At 58.9% G+C, this 20,577-nt stretch carries 17 protein-coding genes; 9 read left to right on the top strand and 8 right to left on the bottom strand.

Annotation, left to right across the window (positions count from 1 at the left end; genetic code table 11):
- The first annotated feature begins 24 nt into the window (after window positions 1–24).
- The 4 genes from TRM7615_RS01420 (at window position 25) to TRM7615_RS01405 (ending at window position 5,231) form a co-directional block, all read left to right on the top strand.
- Complete coding sequence (locus TRM7615_RS01420; protein WP_108785128.1) at window positions 25–1,062, top strand: linear amide C-N hydrolase; 1,038 nt, start codon at window positions 25–27, stop codon at window positions 1,060–1,062.
- A gap of 180 nt (window positions 1,063–1,242) precedes the next feature.
- Window positions 1,243–2,760, top strand: a complete 1,518-nt coding sequence (gpmI, locus tag TRM7615_RS01415; protein ID WP_108785127.1) for a 2,3-bisphosphoglycerate-independent phosphoglycerate mutase — start codon at window positions 1,243–1,245, stop codon at window positions 2,758–2,760.
- Window positions 2,757–3,890 carry a murein hydrolase activator EnvC family protein gene (locus TRM7615_RS01410; RefSeq protein WP_108785126.1) on the top strand — a complete coding sequence of 378 codons (1,134 nt, stop codon included), beginning with the start codon at window positions 2,757–2,759 and terminating at the stop codon, window positions 3,888–3,890. Before gpmI ends, TRM7615_RS01410 begins: the two co-directional genes overlap by 4 nt.
- 6 nt (window positions 3,891–3,896) lie before the next feature.
- Window positions 3,897–5,231 carry a S41 family peptidase gene (locus TRM7615_RS01405; protein ID WP_108785125.1) on the top strand — a complete coding sequence of 445 codons (1,335 nt, stop codon included), beginning with the start codon at window positions 3,897–3,899 and terminating at the stop codon, window positions 5,229–5,231.
- 103 nt (window positions 5,232–5,334) lie between these two features.
- Here TRM7615_RS01405 and TRM7615_RS01400 read toward each other — a convergent pair whose 3' ends face one another.
- The 4 genes from TRM7615_RS01400 to ilvD all read right to left on the bottom strand — a co-directional run bounded on the left by TRM7615_RS01400 (window position 5,335) and on the right by ilvD (window position 8,909).
- The gene (locus tag TRM7615_RS01400; RefSeq protein WP_108785124.1) at window positions 5,335–5,712 is read right to left on the bottom strand and encodes a hypothetical protein; all 378 of its coding nucleotides are present in this window, start codon (window positions 5,710–5,712) and stop codon (window positions 5,335–5,337) included.
- Window positions 5,713–5,723: 11 nt separating this feature from the next.
- Window positions 5,724–6,485 carry a DUF6478 family protein gene (locus TRM7615_RS01395; protein WP_108785123.1) on the bottom strand — a complete coding sequence of 254 codons (762 nt, stop codon included), beginning with the start codon at window positions 6,483–6,485 and terminating at the stop codon, window positions 5,724–5,726.
- 113 nt (window positions 6,486–6,598) lie between these two features.
- Window positions 6,599–7,195 carry a hypothetical protein gene (locus TRM7615_RS01390; protein WP_125133631.1) on the bottom strand — a complete coding sequence of 199 codons (597 nt, stop codon included), beginning with the start codon at window positions 7,193–7,195 and terminating at the stop codon, window positions 6,599–6,601.
- Complete coding sequence (gene ilvD / locus TRM7615_RS01385; RefSeq protein ID WP_108785121.1) at window positions 7,176–8,909, bottom strand: dihydroxy-acid dehydratase; 1,734 nt, start codon at window positions 8,907–8,909, stop codon at window positions 7,176–7,178. The genes TRM7615_RS01390 and ilvD overlap by 20 nt, the downstream gene beginning before the upstream one ends.
- Before the next feature lie 190 nt (window positions 8,910–9,099).
- On the opposite strand from ilvD, the gene TRM7615_RS01380 reads away from it, so the two are divergent.
- From TRM7615_RS01380 to TRM7615_RS01365, 4 genes are read left to right on the top strand one after another with little or no spacing between them, the layout of a single operon-like run.
- Window positions 9,100–12,219 (top strand): ABC transporter transmembrane domain-containing protein, encoded by a 3,120-nt coding sequence (locus tag TRM7615_RS01380; RefSeq protein WP_108785120.1) that lies wholly within the window; start codon window positions 9,100–9,102, stop codon window positions 12,217–12,219.
- A complete protein-coding gene (locus tag TRM7615_RS01375; protein WP_108785119.1) occupies window positions 12,212–13,099 on the top strand; it encodes a CPBP family intramembrane glutamic endopeptidase in 888 nt (295 codons plus the stop codon). Before TRM7615_RS01380 ends, TRM7615_RS01375 begins: the two co-directional genes overlap by 8 nt.
- A gap of 58 nt (window positions 13,100–13,157) precedes the next feature.
- Window positions 13,158–14,096: an acetyl-CoA carboxylase, carboxyltransferase subunit beta gene (gene accD, locus TRM7615_RS01370; RefSeq protein ID WP_108785118.1), complete on the top strand. Its 939-nt coding sequence runs from the start codon at window positions 13,158–13,160 to the stop codon at window positions 14,094–14,096.
- The gene (locus TRM7615_RS01365; RefSeq protein WP_108785117.1) at window positions 14,093–15,367 is read left to right on the top strand and encodes a bifunctional folylpolyglutamate synthase/dihydrofolate synthase; all 1,275 of its coding nucleotides are present in this window, start codon (window positions 14,093–14,095) and stop codon (window positions 15,365–15,367) included. Before accD ends, TRM7615_RS01365 begins: the two co-directional genes overlap by 4 nt.
- Before the next feature lie 56 nt (window positions 15,368–15,423).
- On the opposite strand, the gene zapE is transcribed toward TRM7615_RS01365, so the two are convergent.
- Complete coding sequence (gene zapE, locus TRM7615_RS01360; RefSeq protein ID WP_108785116.1) at window positions 15,424–16,482, bottom strand: cell division protein ZapE; 1,059 nt, start codon at window positions 16,480–16,482, stop codon at window positions 15,424–15,426.
- 148 nt (window positions 16,483–16,630) lie between these two features.
- Here zapE and TRM7615_RS01355 point away from each other — a divergent pair, with 148 nt between their 5' ends.
- Complete coding sequence (locus TRM7615_RS01355; RefSeq protein WP_108785115.1) at window positions 16,631–17,872, top strand: MFS transporter; 1,242 nt, start codon at window positions 16,631–16,633, stop codon at window positions 17,870–17,872.
- Between the two features lie 177 nt (window positions 17,873–18,049).
- Here TRM7615_RS01355 and TRM7615_RS01350 read toward each other — a convergent pair whose 3' ends face one another.
- From TRM7615_RS01350 to TRM7615_RS01340, 3 genes are read right to left on the bottom strand one after another with little or no spacing between them, the layout of a single operon-like run.
- Window positions 18,050–18,991 (bottom strand): alpha/beta hydrolase, encoded by a 942-nt coding sequence (locus TRM7615_RS01350; RefSeq protein ID WP_181893193.1) that lies wholly within the window; start codon window positions 18,989–18,991, stop codon window positions 18,050–18,052.
- Window positions 18,976–19,890 (bottom strand): ornithine cyclodeaminase family protein, encoded by a 915-nt coding sequence (locus TRM7615_RS01345; RefSeq protein ID WP_108785114.1) that lies wholly within the window; start codon window positions 19,888–19,890, stop codon window positions 18,976–18,978. The genes TRM7615_RS01350 and TRM7615_RS01345 overlap by 16 nt, the downstream gene beginning before the upstream one ends.
- A complete protein-coding gene (locus tag TRM7615_RS01340) occupies window positions 19,887–20,507 on the bottom strand; it encodes an HAD family hydrolase (protein WP_108785113.1) in 621 nt (206 codons plus the stop codon). Before TRM7615_RS01340 ends, TRM7615_RS01345 begins: the two co-directional genes overlap by 4 nt.
- Window positions 20,508–20,577: the final 70 nt, after the last annotated feature.

Raw genomic sequence — 20,577 nt, 5'->3', positions numbered from 1 at the left:
CTGGCTTAACCAGAGGATGTTCCCATGATCGCAAGGAATCTGATCGCCGCCACTGCAAGTGTTGCTCTGCTGGCAAGTACAGCTGATGCCTGCACCCGGTTGCTTTATGAAACTGGCAAGGGCGACTACATCGTTGGCCGGACGCTGGATTGGTTCGAAGACACATCAACCGACATGTGGGCCTTTCCCAAAGGCATGCAGCGAGACGGCGGCGTGGGCGAGGGCTCCATCGAATGGACATCGAAATACGGTTCTGTCGTTTCAACGATCTATGACATCGCCTCGGTCGACGGGATGAACGAAGCTGGCCTGGTGGGCAATGTGCTCTACCTAGCCGAAGCCGACTATGGCGACGCCCACGCCAGCGGCAAGCCGCTGCTGTCGATCGGAGCGTGGCTGCAATATGCGCTCGACAATTACGCCACCGTGGCCGAGGCCGTCACAGCGCTTGAGGCTGAACCTTTTGCCGTCATTGCTCCAGAGCTGCCCAACGGTAAGCCGGCAGGCGGGCATCTGGCGCTGTCTGATAACACCGGCGACAGTGCCATCTTCGAATACCTGGACGGCAAGCTGGTGATCCATCACGGTTCTGAACACACAGTGATGACAAACTCGCCCCCGTTCGACGAGCAGATTGCCATTACCACCTATTGGGACAGCGTTGGCGGATTGGCTTTTCTGCCCGGCACTCATCGGGCATCGGATCGGTTTGCACGGATCAGCTGGAACCTGAACGCGACGCCGAAATTCAATGATCACCATGATGCACTGGCAGCCGTCTTTTCATTAGCGCGTGGAATTTCGGTTCCTTACGGCGTCGAAGATCCAGAACGCCCCAACATTGCATCCACCATCTGGCGCACAGTCGCAGACGGGGCAGAGGGCCGCTACTACTATGAGAGCGTCTTCAATCCAGCGCTATTCTGGGTCGATATCGACAATCTCGATCTGTCCAAGGGCGCTGTCACACAAAAGCTTGAACTGGGTCTGAAACCAACGCTCTCTGGAGAGGTCTCGGCAAAATTTGAAGCCGCGGAGCCATTCAAGTTTCTGAGCAACTAACGTGGAAAACACCGGGAGGAGCGGGGGAGGTACCCTCCGCCCGGCCATAACGTCATGTGACCATTCTGGCGCGCGGCGGAGTTGTTTTGACCCCTATGGTCACTGATTGCGCTAAAGGCGGTTCACCCTTGGGCAGGCAAGGGTTAGAAGGCGCGCAAGAGCAGTAACCGGAGATCTAACATGACCGCCCCCAAGCCCGTTGTACTTTGTATTCTCGATGGATGGGGGCTGTCAGACGATACCGAGGCAAACGCACCATATCTGGCCAAAACACCGGCTTTTGACGCGATAATGGCAGATGGTCCACATGCCAAGCTGATCACCCACGGCCCGGATGCCGGGCTGCCGAGTGGACAGATGGGAAACTCGGAGGTCGGGCACACCAATATTGGCGCTGGCCGCGTGGTGGCGATGGATCTGGGGCAGATTGATCTGGCAATCGAGGACGGGTCGTTCTTTGAAAATCAGGCGCTGTTGGACTTCATCGCCAGGCTGAAGGAAACCGGCGGCACGGCCCATATGATGGGGCTGGTGTCGGACGGGGGCGTGCATGGGCATCTGGACCACATCGTGGCGGCGGCTCAGGCGATTACGCGCGCCGGTGTGCCCGTCGCGCTGCACGCGATCACCGACGGTCGCGACGTGGCCCCCAAATCGGCCTACACCTACATTGGTGAGCTGGAAGAGAAGTTGCCCGCTGTGGCCAAGATTGTCACCGTCTGCGGGCGCTATTTTGCAATGGACCGCGACAACCGTTGGGAGCGTGTATCAGAGGCCTATGGCGCGATGATCCGGGCTGAGGGGCGTGAGAGTTCAACGGCACATAACGCAGTGACCCGCGCCTATAACCAGTCGGAAACCGATGAATTTGTCGTGCCGACCGTGCTTGATGGATATCAGGGTGCGCAGGATGGGGATGGACTCTTTTGCCTGAACTTCCGAGCCGACCGGGCGCGCGAGATCCTGGCTGCCATTGGCAAGCCCGGGTTTGATGGGTTCGACACGGGCGAACGGCCAAAACTAGCGGCTTTGTTGGGGATGGTCGAATATTCAGACGATCACAACACCTATATGACAACCGTCTATCCCAAGGCGGAAATCGTCAATACATTGGGCGCTTGGGTGGCCAAACAGGGCAAGCGGCAATTCCGCCTGGCCGAGACCGAGAAATACCCCCATGTCACTTTTTTCCTGAATGGCGGAAAAGAGGTGCCAGAAGAGGGTGAAGACCGCTATATGCCGAAATCGCCCAAGGTGGCGACCTATGACCTGCAGCCCGAGATGTCCTCGGCTGAAGTGACCCAGAAATTCGTCGAGGCGATCGAGGTGGGTTATGATTTGATCGTCACCAACTATGCCAATCCCGACATGGTCGGCCACACCGGTGATCTGGATGCTGCAATCAAGGCCTGCGAAGCGGTGGATCAGGGCCTGGCACAAGTGATTGAGGCGCTGAACAAGGTGGGTGGCGCGATGATCGTCACCGCTGATCACGGAAATTGCGAAAAGATGTTCGACCCGATCACCGGCGGGCCACACACCGCCCATACGCTGAACCCCGTTCCAGTGGCCCTTGTGGGCGGGCCTCAGGACGCTAAGCTGCGCGACGGGCGTCTGTCCGATCTGGCTCCGACAGTGTTGGAGCTGATGGGATTGCCAAAGCCGCCCGAGATGACTGGGGAAAGCCTGCTGGCATGATATTGCGCGCAACACTGTTGGGATTGATGCTCTGGGGAAGCACGGCAACCGCCGAGATCGATCCGGCAGACGCAGCGCAGGATGCGGCACTGTTGTTGGAGCAAGCCGGTATCGCCCTGAGTGAGGCCAACAGCGCCCGTGACCGGGTTCGGGCCCTGACAGCGACAGTACAAGCCTTTGAAGCCGGTCTTGCCGCCATGCGCGATGGCTTGCGCCGCGTGTCCACGCGCGAGGGACAGCTGACCGCACAACTGCGCGCCCGCGAAGATGAGATCGCGCAGCTGTTGGGCGTACTTCAAACCATCGAGACATCTGAACCCCCAGTTCTGTTGTTGCATCCTGCGGGGCCAATGGGTGCGGCCCGATCGGCCATGATGCTGGCCGAGGTCACACCGGGGCTGAATGCGCGGGCGCAACAGCTGGCACGGGACCTGGACGAGGTGACGACCTTACGTACCTTGCAGGAAGACGCGGCGCAAAAGCTGGAGCATGGCTTGGCAGGGGTTCAAAAGGCCCGCTCTGAGTTGAGCCTGGCGATTGCAAACAGAACCGATTTGCCGAAACGATTCACCGAGGACCCGGTGCGCACCGCAATCTTGATCTCGTCCACGGAAACGCTGGATGGATTCGCCAGTGGATTGGCTGAGATGGCGGATGGTGAGATTTCATCCTCATCCGCCGATATCTCGGGCCGCAAAGGTGGCCTGAGCCTGCCGGTGCAGGGCCTGATCCTCCGCCGTTCGGGCGAGGCAGACGCGGCCGGGATCAAACGCGAAGGTGTGATCGTGGCCACAAGGCCTCGTGCTTTGGTGACATCCCCTACGGCGGCAACGATCCGATATCTGGGTCCGCTGCTCGATCTGGGCAACGTTGTCATACTTGAACCGCAGCCCGACACGCTATTTGTTCTTTCGGGCCTGCAAGAGGTCTATGGCGAGGCCGGTCAGGTGCTGCCCGAGGGCGCTCCGGTGGGGTTAATGGGCGGTGCAGCGCCGGAAATTGGAGCAATCTTGTCACTAAGCGGTGATGGCACTGGAACTGACCGCACAGAAACGCTCTATATAGAAGTCAGAGAGGGCGGCAGCCCGGTGGACCCCGATGAGTGGTTCCGAACCGACAAGGATGGATAAACGCACATGAAGAAATTCGTGATGGCCGCGCTGGGCGGCACGTTGGCAGGGATTGTCGCGACCACCCAGATCGCAGGCCCGCTTGTGGCGCAAGAAGCCAAGAACAATGCAAGCGTCTATGAGCAGCTGGATCTGTTTGGCGACATTTTTGAACGCATTCGCGCGCAATATGTCGAAGAGGTCGACGAAGGCGAACTGATCGAGGCCGCCATTGACGGCATGCTGACCTCGCTGGATCCGCACTCCAGCTATCTGTCGCCGGATGACGCGGCGCAGATGCGTGTGCAAACCCGTGGCGAGTTCGGCGGTTTGGGCATCGAAGTCACACAGGAAGAAGGTTTCGTCAAAGTGGTCTCGCCCATAGACGGCACCCCGGCGGACGAAGCCGGTGTCGAGGCGGGTGACTTCATCACGCATGTGGACGGTGAAAGCCTGCTGGGTCTGACCCTGGACAAGGCGGTCGAGCTGATGCGCGGCCCCGTTGGGTCCGAGATCATCATCACCGTTGTACGCGAAGGTGAGCAGGAACCATTCGATGTTTCGATCATCCGCGACACCATCAAGCTGACGGCCGTGCGCGCCCGGACCGAGGGCACCAGCGTTGTACTGCGTGTAACGACTTTCAACGATCAGACCTATCCGAACCTGAAATCGGGATTGGAAGAGCAGATTGAAGAGGCCGGCGGCATCGACAGCGTCAACGGCATCGTTCTGGACCTGCGCAACAACCCCGGTGGCCTGCTGACCCAAGCGATCAAAGTGTCGGATGCCTTCTTGGACGAGGGCGAGATCGTATCGACCCGTGGCCGTGATCCGGCAGATGGTGACCGTTTCAACGCTGAACTGGGTGATCTGGCCCAAGGCAAACCGATTGTTGTTCTGATCAATGGCGGATCTGCATCGGCGTCCGAGATTGTGGCCGGTGCACTGCAGGACCACCGCCGTGCGATCGTTGTCGGCACCAAGAGCTTTGGCAAGGGGTCGGTCCAAACCGTCATGCCGCTGCGGGGCGACGGGGCCATGCGCCTGACGACCGCGCGGTATTACACGCCGTCGGGTCGGTCGATCCAAGCCTTGGGTGTGTCGCCGGACATCGTGGTGGAACAGCCGCGCCGTGCGACCACAGAGGAAGAGGAAGAAGAGAACAACCGCCGTTCGCGCTCCGAAGCTGACCTGCGTGGCAGCCTGAACAACGACAGCCTGTCTGAAGATGAAATTCGTCAGATCGAAGAGGATCGTGCCAAAGCCGAAGCCACTGCGGAACTGCGCGAGCAAGACTACCAGCTCGCATATGCAATCGACATTCTCAAAGGCTTGTCGGCGCTGGCGCCGGGGGATTAATCGTTCTCCACTGCGCGAAGTTTCTCGCGCACTTGCCAACATAAAAGCCTGCCCGACGTGAAGTTGGGCAGGCTTTTCCATTTTTGCGCAGAAGCTGAACTGGTTACATGGTTTCCAGGCAATGCCTGCGAAAGGCGCGTTTGAGCATGTCCAACTCGGCGCGCAGAAGTTCAACCTCGGCCCGCAGATCGTCAGATACGGCTTCTCCCGCAATCAACGAAAAGTCGCCAAGTTTGGTGTCTGTCTCGTGATCCAGGATCAAAAAGGTTTGCACCCCATCAGCAATCGCATGCTGAGGAACTGTGATCTTGATGTCCCAATAGCTGCTATCGCCACCCTCGACCAATTCGACCTCTTCCAGTATCTGATCAAGGTAGGTCACCCGGATGTCGGGGCGTTTTCCCGTCGTCGGTGCGCCAGTTATGCGGCCCTCCCAAGCGCCATTGCGCAGGCGAATTTTGGTCAGCGTGAGATCGCTCATGCAAGGCCCTCCTACAAGGCGGCGCGACGGTGACGACAGAACGTCAGGTCGCGGATGATGACCTGGTTCATGTCGGGCGCTTCAAAGATCAGGTCGAGCCAGACCTTTTCGATACGTTTTTCGTTCAGACGCGAATACGCGAGATCGAATTCGACCATCACGTCCTGTTCGTTCAGTGGCAGTTCGCGGACGATTTGTTCGGTGTTGGGACCGTGTTTGATGTTCAGGCGGGCAAAGATCTCGAGCGGCTTTTCTGTCTCGATGATCGTGTCCACCCTCAACAGATGCGCGCGCGTCATGCCATTTGCAGCCTCAGGTGGGAGGTCTACGACCAAAGACAAGAACGAACCGTCAAACTTAAAAACGTCCATGCGCAAACCAAAGGGGGCCAGATCCGCCTCGCGCGTGTTGCGCAGTTGCCGGAGTGTGAGCTCCGAAAAGTCGCAGTCATGGAACAGCGTGACTTCTTCGCCCAAGGTTGAACGGGACGGCGCTGACGAAATCCCGAGCACGGGCAGGGGGCCGCGCCAGACCTCGGGCCGCCAAGACCAATCGGTTCCGTGCGGTTTGGGGAAATACGACGACCCGATCACGGGCAAGGCCAGGCGCCCATCGGCTTGATGAATCAAACGGTCGAGATGCGCGCGCAGCCCTCGGGCCTGATTGCGCTGGATCCGCAATGTCGACAGTGACGTTGTGGCTGCGCCCCGCGCAGCCCGTCGCCAACGCCGAAGCGACCGCAAGTGAAACAGCTGATCCAGTACCCTGCCCATAATCCATCCATCGCGCGTTAGGCCGCGTTCCAAACCCTGTTTACCCTCAGGTTGTTAACCAAAGAACCCCAATAGCAGGAATTGATGTAATTTTTTCCACGAAAGGGCAACAATCACCCTTGGGGTTTGGTGGCACTTGTCTTGCGGGTTTGGCTGGCAAGTTCGGACAGGACCTGGGCGCCTTCGTCGGTCAGGGCCAAGCTGCCATCGTTGGCATAGAGCGCCAGACCGACCAATTGACCATTCACAACAAAGGCCGATCGCCAATGTTCCATGCTGGCACCATCAACCTCATGCGCGTCGCTGGTCAAACGCAAAAAGGGCAAGCCTTTGTGCGTTTGCTGATCCAGCACTGTCGCAGGTACCGCTGATGCAGCCAGTTCCTTTGTGGTGGGCTGACTGGTGGTGTCCGTGCCGACAGTGGTCACAGTGATCACCGCCAGATCCTGGGCAGAAAAGAACCCGCGCACACCCAGAGTGTCACAGCGCGCCAGCATCGCAAAGCTGCCTGTCGAGCGCACTTTCACCGAGCGTTCATCAACGCAGTAGCCGAATGGAGCCACCAATTGAACATTGCCCGCTGCCAACGAGACCCGGGTGACTTGCTCACTGGGGGCCGCAGCAAAGGACAGTGCGCTCTTGGGCTGACAGGCCGAAGTCAGTGCAAGACTTGCACCGACCAACGCGACCTTAGAGGTCCATGTAGTCATGTTTTTCCGATTTCCCACCGGGGTGCGTCACCGCCCCTTTGTAGGTTTCACCCACAAGCTGTGCGTATTTCCACAGCGCGCCCGAGGCATAGATCGTTTCGCGCGGACCGCTCCACGTTGCCTTGCGAGTGGTCAGTTCTTCGTCGCTCATATCGACCGAAAGCGCACCTGAGATCGCGTTGATGGTGATCATGTCTCCGTCCTGCAGCAGAGCGATGGGGCCGCCGTGTGCGGCTTCGGGGCCGACGTGACCAACACAGAACCCCCGCGTTGCGCCGGAAAAGCGACCATCGGTGATCAGGGCGACCTTCTTGCCCATACCCTGACCGGAGAGCGCAGCCGTAGTCGCCAGCATCTCTCGCATGCCGGGTCCGCCTGACGGGCCTTCGTTGCGGATAACGATCACTTCGCCTTCTTTGTAGGCGCGCTGCTGGACGGCATCAAAGGCGTCCTGCTCGCATTCGAAAACCCGTGCGGGGCCAGTGAACACGATGTCCTCTTCGGCCATACCCGCGATCTTCACGATGGCGCCTTCGGGCGCCAGATTGCCCTTCAGGCCAACGACGCCGCCGGTTGTCGACAGTGGGGTTTCCACGGGATAGATCACCCGCCCGTCAGCGGCGCGATCGATCTGTGCCAACTCTTCGCCCACGGTCTGGCCGGACGCGGTCATGCACTCCTCGTGCAGCAGACCGGCCTTGGACAGCTCTTTCAAAACGACCGGCACGCCGCCCGCCTCGTAAAGGTCCTTGGCCACATATTGCCCGCCCGGTTTCAGGTCGACGAAATAGGGCGTATCGCGGAAGATCTCGCAGACGTCATCCAGGAAAAAGTCGATGCCCGCCTCATGCGCCATTGCAGGCAAATGCAGCCCCGCATTGGTCGACCCGCCTGTGCAGGCCACAATCCGGGCCGCGTTTTCCAGAGACTTGCGCGTGACGATATCGCGCGCGCGGATGTCTTTCTCGATCAGGTTCATCACGGCCTCGCCCGAGGCAATCGAATAGTGATCGCGGCTTTCATAGGGTGCGGGCGCACCTGAGGAATTGAACAGCGCCAGACCGATCGCCTCTGAGACACAGGCCATCGTGTTGGCAGTGAACTGCCCACCACAAGCCCCGGCCGAAGGGCAAGCGACGGCCTCGAGCTTTTCCAGCTCGCAGGTGGTCATGTGTCCGGCCTGATGCTGGCCGACCGCCTCAAACACGTCCTGAATGGTGACGTCTTTACCGTCGATGCGGCCCGGCAGGATCGATCCGCCATAGATGAACACGGATGGCACGTTCAGCCGGATCATCGCCATCATCATGCCCGGCAGGGATTTGTCACAACCCGCCAGCCCGACCAACGCATCATAGCTGTGGCCGCGCATGGTCAGCTCCACCGAGTCCGCAATCGCCTCGCGCGAGGCGAGTGAGCTGCGCATCCCTTCGTGTCCCATTGCGATCCCGTCAGTAACCGTGATCGTGTTGAATTCACGCGGGGTGCCGGACGCGCCTTTGACACCCAGTTTGACAGCCTGCGCCTGACGGCTGAGCGCAATGTTGCAGGGCGCGGCCTCGTTCCAACAGGTGGCGACCCCGACAAGCGGCTGATGGATCTCATCATCGCTCAGGCCCATGGCATACAGAAACGCGCGGTGCGGGGCGCGTTCTGGCCCTTCGGTGACGTGTCGACTTGGCAGTTTGGTCTTGTCGAACTTGCGACGTAGCATGGCTGGCCTCCCTGAATTTTCCCTCAAAATTGAAATACCTGCCTGTGGATAACCGCACAAGGGCACGTTCAAAACTGTTCGTGTGCAATCCTTGTAATTGAAGGGGCCAATGCTTACCGTTCAGAACTCGGTAACAGTGGAATTCCCGCGCCTTGCCGTGGACTATTTCACCTGAGACGAGGGCCGGGTCATGGAACCCACGTTGTTTTCATTTATTTGGAAATATTCGAAAAAACAGCAATTTGTTCTGCTGCTTTTGACAATCGTTTCGTTTCCCTTCCTCTACATCTCGTTGGAACTGCCAAAGCGGATCATCAACGACGCCATAGGCTCGACCACTGATATCGTGACTGTCTGGGGCTATGACGTGACCCAGATCCAGTATCTGCTGGTGTTGTGTTTCGCCTTTCTGGCCACGGTAATCGCCAGCGGCTTCATGAAGATGCGGATCAACACCATGAAGGGCGTGTTGTCCGAACGCATGCTGCGGCGGCTGCGGTTCAAGCTGATCAGCCGGATGATGCGGTTCCCCAAACCCTATTTTGCCACCACCAGCCAGGGTGAGCTGGTGTCGATGATCACGTCAGAGGCCGAGCCGATGGGCGGGCTGATGGGCGACGCCATAGCGCAGCCCGTGTTCCAGCTGGGGCAGATGCTGACCATCGTCACATTTCTGTTCATGCAAAGCGTCTGGTTCGGGCTGGCCTCGGTTGCGCTGATCCCGTTGCAGGCCTGGTTGATCCCGATGCTGCAGCGGCAGATCAACCTGCTGAACAAATCCCGCATCCAAGAGGTGCGCAAGTTGAGTTCGGAAATCGGCGAGAGTGCGGCGGGTATCTCGGACCTGCGGGCCAATGGCGGCTGGCGTTATCGCTTGGCGCAGTTCACCGACCGGCTGGGGCGGCTTTTTGATATCCGGTTCAGGATCTATCAGAAGAAATTCTTCATGAAGTTCCTCAACAACCTGATCACCCAGATGACACCGTTCCTGTTCTATTCGGTGGGTGGTTATCTTGCGATCAAGGGAGAGATCACCGTCGGCGCGCTCGTCGCCGCCCTTGGTGCTTACAAGGACCTGTCGAGCCCGTGGAAAGAGCTGCTGACCTACTACAACCAGGTGCAGGACATGTCGCTCAGGTGGGAAATCGTGACCGAACGTTTTGCGCCGCGCAACATGATCCCGGACGAGCTGTTCGAGGGCGAACCCAAGGACATCCCGCGCCTAACGGGTGATATCGAGTTGAAGAATGTCACCGTGCTGGACAATGACGGCAACACGGTTCTTGAGGACCTGAGCCTGACCATCCCCCCCGGCGCGCGCGTGGCGATCCAGTCGACCAAAGCCAGTGAACGCACCGCGATGGCGCAGTTGCTGACGCGCGAGATTCTTCCCGTGCGTGGCGAAGTTCTGTTGTCTGGTCACAACATTGAAGAACTGCATCAGGCCGTGATTGCTGCTCGTATCGGATATGCCCACTCACGTCCCTATCTGTTTGATGGAACGCTCGGGGACAACCTGTTGATGCCCTTGCGCACACGCCCGCAGTATGACGCCGACGTGTTGCGCCGACCCACACGAAAACAGATCGAGGCGGTTCGCGCGGGCAACAGCGCGGATTCCCTGGACGAGGATTGGCTTGATCCGGGCCTCGCCGGGCTGACCGATGGCGATCAGATCCGCGATTGGTGGTTCAAGCTGGTCGAGGCCATGGGCATTGACGAGTTCATGTTCCGTCGCACCCTGCGTTCGCGGTTTGATCCTAGTTTGCATTCGGCCTTGGCGCATGAAATCGTGGCGATCCGGGGCAAAGTGGCTGAACGGCTCAAGGAACGCGGACTGGATGATGTGGTGTTTCGGTTTTCGCCGGACAAGTTCAATCCGGCGGTGCCGTTGGGGGGTAACCTTCTCTACGCCGCGCCTGCCCGCGAAATCACACAAGAAAAGCTGGCCAAAGACGGCCGGTTCATTGCGATGTTGCGTGATCAGGGGTTGGCAGACGACGCTCAGGCCATCTCGCTTGGGGTTATCGAGATGTTGCGCCAGACTTTTGGCCGGGACGGTATGACTCACCCACTATTCCTACGCCTGGGATTGGATGAGGAAACCTATCTTAAGCTGCTGGAAATTGCCGACCGGATCGAAGCAAAAGGCAAGGAAGTGCTGAGTGCCGAGGATCAGGCATTGGTTGTCACGGTGCCGTTCCTGCTGACAGCGGAACAGATCGGGCCCAGTTTTCCGCAGGAATACAAGGATCGCATTTTGGCCATCCGTCAAAGTAGGGCGTCGGCACTGCGAGATCTGGTCGGTGGGGATTTCGTTCCGGTGTCCGAAGATGCTTACGTCCCCCGTTTGACAGTGGTGGAAAACGCGCTCTTTGGGCGGGTTTCACTGATGGCCGGGGCCAAGGTGGACGAGATCGAGGATCTGGTGGCCGAAGTTTTGGTCGAAGCTGGCCTGCGGCGCCGGATCGCCACGGTCATTTATGATCTGCCCGCGGGTCTTGGTGGCACCAACCTGCCGACTGTATTCCAGGAGCGCGCTGCTTTTTCTCGCGCCGGAATCAAGCGGCCCGATATTCTGGTGCTGGATCAGGCGTTGGCCAGCCACGATAGTCAAAGCCGCCTGCGCACCCGTCAAAAACTGCGTGAGCTACTGCCCAAGTCCATCATGATCTTCATGGAAGACAATTTTGCCCACCCCGAAGCCTATGATCTGTTCATTGAAATCAAGGATGGGCGAATTGACGGTGTATCGCGATCCTTGGGTGAGCTGGATCATGGTGGTGCTGCGGATCTGAGCCGCAAGTTGAACATCATCGCCTCGACCGAATTGTTCGCCAAACTGGACGCCCGGAACCAGCGTCTGCTGGCGTTCTCTGCACAATGGTATGATGTGGCTGCGGGGCAGGTCATCTTTTCCGAAGGGCAAGCCCCTGATGCGGCCTATCTGTGTTTGTCAGGCAAAGCCGAACTACGCTGGCCCGAAGGTGAAGATTATGAGGACCGGGTCATTTCGGTCGTCGAGCCGGGCCGTCTGATCGGTGATCTGTCGATCATCACCCGCGAGCCGCGTCCCTTTGACCTGATCGCGAAGGAAGACAGTAACTTTCTGCGGATCGGTGCCGAAGAATTCCGCGCCGTGATTGAAAGTGATGCCACGGTTGCGGTAAGCCTTCTGGAGACCGTGGCAGATCACCTGGTCGAGGCTGCAGCGTTCATGCGGTCGCAGAACATCAACCTGGCGGATTTCACCAACCCCGACGGTTCGCCGGTTCCGGCGGACCTGATCAACAGGCAACCCAATGCTTGAGCGCGCATACGCCCCGCATGAACAGCTGGTTCGCCCAGGCCGCGCGCATGCGCAGTTGTGGAAGTTGGTGGTGGGCCTGCTCTCAATTGGCCTGTTTGTCTTTGCCCTGAACACGCTGTTGATTGGCGTTATCGCAGGTGCCGGGTCCGAGGCTTGGGCGCAAAGCGTTCTGACCGGTGATTCCCCCGCGGCGATGTATCTGCTGTTGGGCAGTTTCGGGATCGTGATCCTGGCCGTGGCGCTGGCGGCCCGACAGCTCCAGCATCGCAGCCTCAGCAGTATCATCGGTCCTTTTCAACAGACTCTGGTACAGTTTTGGCGCGTTCTGCGCATCCTGGTGATCCTATGGATCGTGGTGTTGATCCTGCCGCCGTATGACATGGGTGCTCCGCTTGAGAGCAATTTGCCCCTGTTCACGTGGTTAATTCTGCTGCCGTTCTCGCTGTTGGCTGTTCTGGTGCAGGTCAGCGCCGAGGAAATCCTGTTTCGTGGCTACATCCAGCAGGCACTGGCCGCACGGTTCCGCAGTCCACTGATCTGGATGGTTTTGCCATCGGCGCTGTTTGCGCTTGGGCATTACCTGCCGGGGCAGGCCGGGGACAATGCGGTTCTGATCGCCCTGTGGTCAGGTGTTTTCGGCATTCTGATGGCGGATCTGACGGCGCGGGCCGGCACTTTGGGTCCTGCCATTGCGCTGCATTTGTTCAACAACATGATCGCGCTGCTGTTTATTTCGCTGCCAGACAGTTTGAACGGCCTCTCGCTGTTCTTGGTCCCGTACGAGATGTCGGACACTGATCAACTGCGATCCTGGCTCATCGCGGATTTTGCCATGATGCTTGTGGCGTGGCTTGCCGCGCGTCTTGCATTGCGCCGCTGATTGCATTTCCTGACGCGGCGTCTTATCTGGGCACAGTGCAGCATCAGAAGGTTCCGACATGAACTGGATCACCAACTACGTCCGGCCCCGGATCAACTCTATCTTTTCGCGCCGCGAAGTGCCCGAAAACCTTTGGCACAAATGCGATGAATGCGGATCGATGCTGTTCCACCGGGAACTGGCAGACAACCTGAACGTCTGCACCGAATGCGGCCACCATATGGGCATCACCCCGCGCGCGCGCTTTAAGGGGTTGTTCGATGGCGGCATCTTCACCGAGATCGACGTGCCGGAACCAACAATCGATCCTTTGCATTTTCGCGATCAAAAGAAATATCCCGACCGGATGAAGTCGGCACAGAAATCCACCGGAGAAAAAGAGGCGATGCTGGTCGCCACCGGCGAGATTGGCCGCACTCCCATCGTGGCCGCTGCGCAAGACTTTTCGTTCATGGGCGGTTCTATGGGCATGTATGTGGGCAACGCGATCATTGCTGCTGCCGAAAAAGCCGTTGAGCTCAAGCGCCCGCTGATCCTGTTTTCCGCCGCTGGTGGAGCCCGCATGCAAGAGGGCATCCTGAGCCTGATGCAGATGCCGCGCACAACCGTCGCCGTGCAGATGCTCAAAGAGGCGGGGCTGCCTTATATCGTCGTGCTGACCCACCCCACCACCGGCGGCGTGACCGCGTCTTACGCGATGCTGGGCGACGTCCATATCTCGGAACCCAACGCGCTGATCTGCTTTGCCGGTCCGCGTGTGATCGAGCAGACCATTCGCGAGAAATTGCCCGAAGGGTTCCAGCGCGCTGAATACTTGCTGGACCACGGAATGCTCGACCGCGTGACCAAGCGAACCGAGATGCGCGAAGAGCTGATCACCATCACCCGCATGCTGATGAACCAGCCCCCCGCCGTCAAAGGCGACCTGCCCGCGCCTGAACCCGAGGCCGAAGAAGCGGCTCCAGACGCGCCGACGGAAGAGGCAGCCAAGGAATGACCGCCCCTACCTCGGACGTCATCCTGGACCGGATGATGGCGCTGCACCCCAAGATCATAGACCTGACCTTGGACCGCGTCTGGCGTCTGCTTGAGGCGCTGGACAATCCGCAGACGAAACTGCCCCCCGTGATCCATATCGCGGGCACCAATGGCAAGGGGTCGACCCAGGCCATGATTCGCGCAGGTCTTGAAGGGGCCGGTCTGACCGCGCACGCCTATACATCGCCGCATCTGGCGCGCTTTCACGAGCGTATCCGCTTGTCCGGAGAGCTGATTTCCGAAGAGCACCTGACGCAGGTGCTGGATGAATGCTATGTTGCCAACGACGGCATCGACATCACCTATTTCGAGATCACCACAGTTGCGGCTCTGCTGGCTTTTGCCCGTACCCAAGCCGATTACACCTTGCTAGAGGTCGGCCTGGGTGGACGCCTCGATGCCACCAACGTGATTGACAAACCGGCTCTGACCCTGATCACGCCGGTCTCGATCGACCATGAACAGTTCCTGGGCAACACCCTGGCCAAGATCGCCGCGGAAAAGGCGGGGATCATCAAACGTGGCGTTCCCGTCATCGTCGGCCCGCAGCCTGACGAGGCGATGGAGGTGATCGAAGACACCGCTGCCCGCTTGGGCGCGCCGCTGATTGCCTATGGCCAGCATTGGCACGTGCAGCGCGAGAACGATCGGCTGATCTATCAGGACGAAACTGGTCTGCGCGATCTGCCGTTGCCCAACCTTTTGGGCGCACACCAAATCCAGAACGCAGGCGCTGCCCTGGCCGCCCTGCGCCACTTGAACCTGAGCGACGCTGCTTATGAAGCTGCTGTGACCCGGGCCGAATGGCCCGCCCGCATGCAGCGCCTGAAAACTGGCCCGCTGGTTGACGCCGCGCCCGAGGCCGAACTGTGGCTGGACGGCGGGCACAATGCGGCTGCTGGCGAGGCGATCGGAGAGCTGCTGCAAACCCTGCCAAACCGCCCGACGCATCTGATTTGCGGTATGCTCAACACCAAAGATGTGACCGGTTATCTGCGCCCCTTGGCGGCACAGGCCAACACTCTGACCGCCGTTTCGATCCCGGGTGAGATGAACACACTATCAGCCGATGATACCGCTGCTGCGGCCACGTCCGTCGACCTGCAAGCCAGCACCGCCGACACGGTGTTGGACGCCCTCAAAGCAATTACGGCCCAAGAACCGCAAGCCCGCGTTCTGATCTGCGGCTCGCTTTACCTGGCCGGTAACATTCTGCGCGAAAACGGCTGATCCCACTCGGGACCAGCCCCTTCTTCTTGTTGTAAATATGACGGGGGCAGAGCCCCCTACGGCCCCCAATCCTTGTCCTGCATTTCCCGCAGGCGCGAAGCTGTACGTTCAAACTCGAACGTGCCTTCGCCTTCCAGATAAAGCATCTCGGGCTGGGCGGCGGCAGAGCAGATCAACCGCACACGCGCCTCATACAGCGCGTCGATCAGGGTCACGAACCGTTTGGCCTCATTGAAATTGTTGCGCGACAGGGCCGGGATGTCATCAAGCATCAATACCTTCACCGCCCCTGCCACGGCCAGGTAATCCCCGGGCCCCAGCATCTTGCCACACAAGTCATAAAACGACGCCCGCGCCACGCCGTTTCGAAACGCAGGCAGCGTCACGTCGCGCCCCTTTACCCGCAGGATTAGTGGCTCCGCCGCACCGCCTGTCAGATCGGTCCAGATCGCGTTCATCTCTGCCCGCGCTTCGGGGCCGATGGGGGAGAAGTAAACCTGTGACCCCTCCAATCGGTTCTGGCGATAGTCGGTTGGGCTTACCATCTCCCAAACCACCACCTTTTCCTTGATCAACTGGATGAAGGGCAGGAACAGCTGGCGGTTCAGCCCGTTCTTGTAGAGGTCATCGGGCACACGGTTCGATGTGGTGATGACAACGACGCCTGCCTCGAACAAAGCCTCAAAAAGGCGACCAACGATCATGGCGTCGGTAATATCGGTGATCTGCATCTCGTCAAAGGCAAGCACGCGCACCGAATTAACGACTTCTTCCACAACCGGTTTCAGCGCGTCTTCGATCCCGTTTTGGCGTGCTTCGTGCATACCAGCGTGGATTTCCTGCATGAAGGCGTGGAAATGCACACGGCGCGAGGGAACATCCCCCAGCGTTTCGACGAACATATCCATCAGCATCGACTTGCCGCGCCCGACTCCGCCCCACAGGTACAGCCCCTTGGGCGGGGGTGGTGCCTTGCGAAAGAGCCCGCGTTTGACCGGTGTCATGACAGCGGTGCGGATACGCTCGAACTCGGGCAAGACGGCCTCTTGTGCAGGGTCCGCGTTCAAGGTCCCGTCGGAGACACGCGCAGCATAGAGCGAAGAAACATCAGTCATTTTGCACCCATAGCGCGCCAGCCTGATCTTTGAAAGAAGCCCGCCGCCGCGAACACATCAAATTTGGTTAACTGTGTGCTCAAATCTCCTGAATTGACTGAGCAGGCGATCCGGCTAACTTGCCCTTTCAAGTCAATCGGAGATCCAGATGACCCGCGCGCCCAGTCTGTTTACCCCCGTGCTGCTCGTCAGCTGTGTCATCATCATCGTCAGCTTTGCTATCCGCGGATCCTTTGGCGTGTTCCAAATCCCGATTGCCGAAGAATTCGGCTGGCTGAGAACGGATTTCTCGCTTGCCATTGCAATTCAGAACCTGGCCTGGGGCATCGGACAGCCAATCTTTGGGGCGATTGCCGAAAAGATCGGGGACCGCAAGGCCATCATTATGGGCGCGATCCTGTACGCCGCCGGTATGGTTTTGTCCGCATGGTCAGTGACGCCGCTGGAGCATCAGATTTATGAATGGCTCGTTGGCTTTGGCATCGCGGGCACCGGGTTCGGTGTTATTCTGGCTGTGGTCGGCCGCGCGTCTTCGGTTGAGAACCGCTCGATGTCGTTGGCGGTTGTGACCGCGGCAGGCAGCATTGGGCAGGTGATCGGCGCACCGACAGCAGAATGGATGCTGGGCTTTCTGACCTGGCAGCAGGTTTTCATTGTCTTCGCCTTTGTGATCTTGTCGATCATTCTGCTCTTGCCGCTGATGCGGTCGCCCGAGCCGGTCAGCAAGCAAGAACTGCAAGAGAGCATGAGTCAGATCCTGACCAAGGCGTTCAAGGATCCATCGTATACGCTGATTTTCTTGGGCTTCTTCAGTTGCGGATATCAACTGTCTTTCATAACGGCGCATTTCCCGGCCTTCGTAACCGAGATGTGCGGGCCGATTGAACCGGGCGGTATCTTGCATGGGCTGGGCATAACAACGACCTCGGGTCTGGGTGCGCTTGCGATCTCACTGGTGGGCCTGGCAAATATCGGCGGCACTCTGATGGCGGGGTGGGCAGGGAACCATTTCCCACGCAAGTACTTGCTGGCGGGCATCTATACGGCGCGTACCTTGATTGGGGCGTTGTTCATCCTGTTGCCGATCACACCGCTGTCGGTCATCGTCTTTTCGATCACCATGGGATCCCTGTGGCTGGCAACTGTGCCGCTGACATCCGGTTTGGTCGCGCATCTGTATGGGGTGCGCTACATGGGGACGCTGTACGGGTTTGTGTTCCTGAGCCACCAGTTGGGTGGTTTTCTGGGCGTGTGGCTGGGTGGCCGGATGTATGACCTCTACGGCGACTACACGATGGTCTGGTGGATTGGCGTCGCAATTGGTGCGTTCAGCGCGATTGTCCACTTGCCCATTCGCGAAAACCGTCCTGTTGTGGCGGCCCAAGCCTAAAGGCCAGCTACAATGCAAAGGTTGAGGGCTTCCAGACATCGGGGCCGCTCCCGCCCGTCGTAAATGCCCCTTGCGGGACATCTCCTCCCGTTGGGCCAGGCTCAGGACGCAAGGCCGATAGGTCGCGCAGGAAATTTGAGACAGTAGGAAAGTGATCAAGACAGGCAGACAACCCGCTCAATTCAGCCCTTCGTTCAAGCGCTCGCCAAGAATCTCCAGAACCTCATCCGTGTGAGTATAGGTCAAGCCGTGGCCCGCATCCGCAATCACCTCTTGGCGGGTCGAGCGACTCCATTCGGTCAGTTTGCCCATAGCCGACAGGGGGATCACTGCATCATTGCGCCCCCAAACCGCCAACACAGGCACACCCGCTCGGTGGATGGCTTGGTGTTCGTCTTTGAGTTCTCGTCCAAGAATGCCCCTGAGGCTGGACAAGACAGCAGATGTGAAGCCTTGATATTCCAACTCGCGCAACTGCAGGTCGGTGATATCCAGTACTGAAGTTGGCAGGTCGCGCTCGGCCTCGACTTCCTTTTGATGCCGTGCCGGGAAGAACGCCATCATCAGCCAATCCCCTACCAAGGGCGTGCGACGAATGATCTGCGCCAGGCGTCCCGTGGTCATAGACATCCCCGCAGGAGCCAACAAAACCAAAAGCCTGACCAAGTCAGGGTGTTTGGCCGCAAAGCAGGTCGAAATCGCGCCCCCCATGGAATAGCCAATCAGGGTGAAATCCTCGGTTACCTCTTGGTCGTTCAAAAGCTCTTCGAGTTGCTGAACGAAAAATGCGTCTGTTTGAGCGCCGGCTGGGCGATCCGAATAGCTCCTGCCGTAAAGGTCATAGGTCAGGACCCGATATCCCATGGCAGACAGCCCTGTCGCTAGCCCCTGCCAGACAAATGAGGGTGTCGTCAGCCCATGGACGCAAACAGCAATGGGGCCGCGCACAGGACCATGCCACTGATAATGGGTGATGCCCTGAGACAGTTCGACGAACGTGCCCGGTGCGTTTTGCCTGTCTTGGGCATCCATAACCTTGCGCCGCGCCTCGATCGCAAAGGGCACGACAATGATCAGAGCAGCAAGGACAATCAGAAATACAATCACGGCGTGGGCCATTTCTCCAGGATGTAGCGGCTTGTCATCAGATCCATATGAGCGCCGCCGCCGTTCTTGAACAGAGTAATCTCATCATTGTTGCTCGAGAAAGCCTTAAGATCATAATAATCCGCGATCAGATCGTCGCGGGTGATCGTCCCTTCGGCCAGCGGGATCTTGATCTCGCCGATATGATCCACCGTGGTGTCAAAGCTGTCGACAAATATCCGCGCCCGGCGCAGGGCTTCGTCATCGGCCTCGCGCATGTCGGGACGATAGGCGCCGATCAGGTTCAAGTGCTGGCCGGGGCGCAGCCACTCTCCCTTGATCACTGGCTCGGTTGACATGGTCGCGCTGACGATGATGTCGGCGCGGTTGACGGCGTCTGCCAGATCATCGGCCACATCGACGCCGTCTATCTGCTTGGCCAGCTCTTCGGCCTTGGCGCGGGTCCGGTTCCACAGACGGATCTTGGCGTCGGGAAAGCCCTGGCCAAATGCTTCGCACAGGGATTGCCCCACAGTTCCCGCACCGACCACCAGAATCTCGCGACTGTCGGGGTTGGCCAGTCGGAGCGCGCCCAGCAGGCTGTCTCCGGCAGTTTTCCACTTGGTCACCAGGTGAAAATCGATCAGCGCGGAAAGCGTACCATTGCGGTCATCGAACAGGGTTACAGCCCCGTTGATCATCGGCTCACCTGCTTGGGGATTACGCGGAAACACGGTGGCCGTTTTCACAGCCATTCCTAACCCGTCGATCCAAGCGGCCCGAGACAGCAACGTATCGGGATCGCGGTACAGAAAGGTGTCGTCAATCTCGGCCTTGGGCAGGCAGTGCCCTTCTACCAGTGCCGTGGTCAGTTCGATCCAATCCAGATTGGCCTCGCCTTCCGCAAAAGGGATATAGGTGATGGTGCTCATGCCGCCTCGCTTTCTTCCAACAGCCCCTCGGCCACCAACCGCGCAGCCCACCCTTGGGGACCATCAAACAGGTGGGTTTGCCAGCCGCGGGCCTGTGCTGCCTCGATATTGTCGATCCGGTCGTCCGCAAACAAGAGCGTATTGGGTGCCAAGCCGCAGTCCTCCTCGACCGCCTGATAGATCGGCGCATGAGGTTTCACCATCCGCATCCGGCCCGACACATAGAGCCGGTCGAACTCGTTCAGGAAAGGGTAGACGGTGGTCGCATAGTCAAAGTTCTGCACGCCAAAGTTGGTCAGGGCAAAAACCGGGACTGCGTGTTTGCGCAAGGCACGCAGCAACCGGACCGATTGGGGAATCTCAGGTGTCGCAAGCTCGATCCACTTGTCGTGCCACATGCGAATTTCATCACGCCATTCGGGGTATTTTTCGGCCCAGTCATAGATGGTATCGGTGAAATGGTGCCCCTGATCCACAAGGTCGTTCATCCCGTGCAGATCAACCTGCGCAAACATGGCGCGGCGGCGATCTTCGCCAATGATCCGATCATAATAGCGCTCGGGTTGCCATTCGATCAGCACGTTGCCGATGTCGAAAATCACTGCGTTTATAGCCACGTATTCGGGTCCTGCTCAATCATCCGCAAATGGCGGGCATGGAAATGTAATTCTTGGCGAGGACTGAACC

This window comes from Falsiruegeria mediterranea M17 (assembly GCF_900302455.1).
Taxonomy (GTDB): domain Bacteria; phylum Pseudomonadota; class Alphaproteobacteria; order Rhodobacterales; family Rhodobacteraceae; genus Falsiruegeria; species Falsiruegeria mediterranea.
The sequence above is the reverse complement of the archived record's forward strand: the minus strand, read 5'-3'. Positions and strand labels throughout refer to the sequence as shown.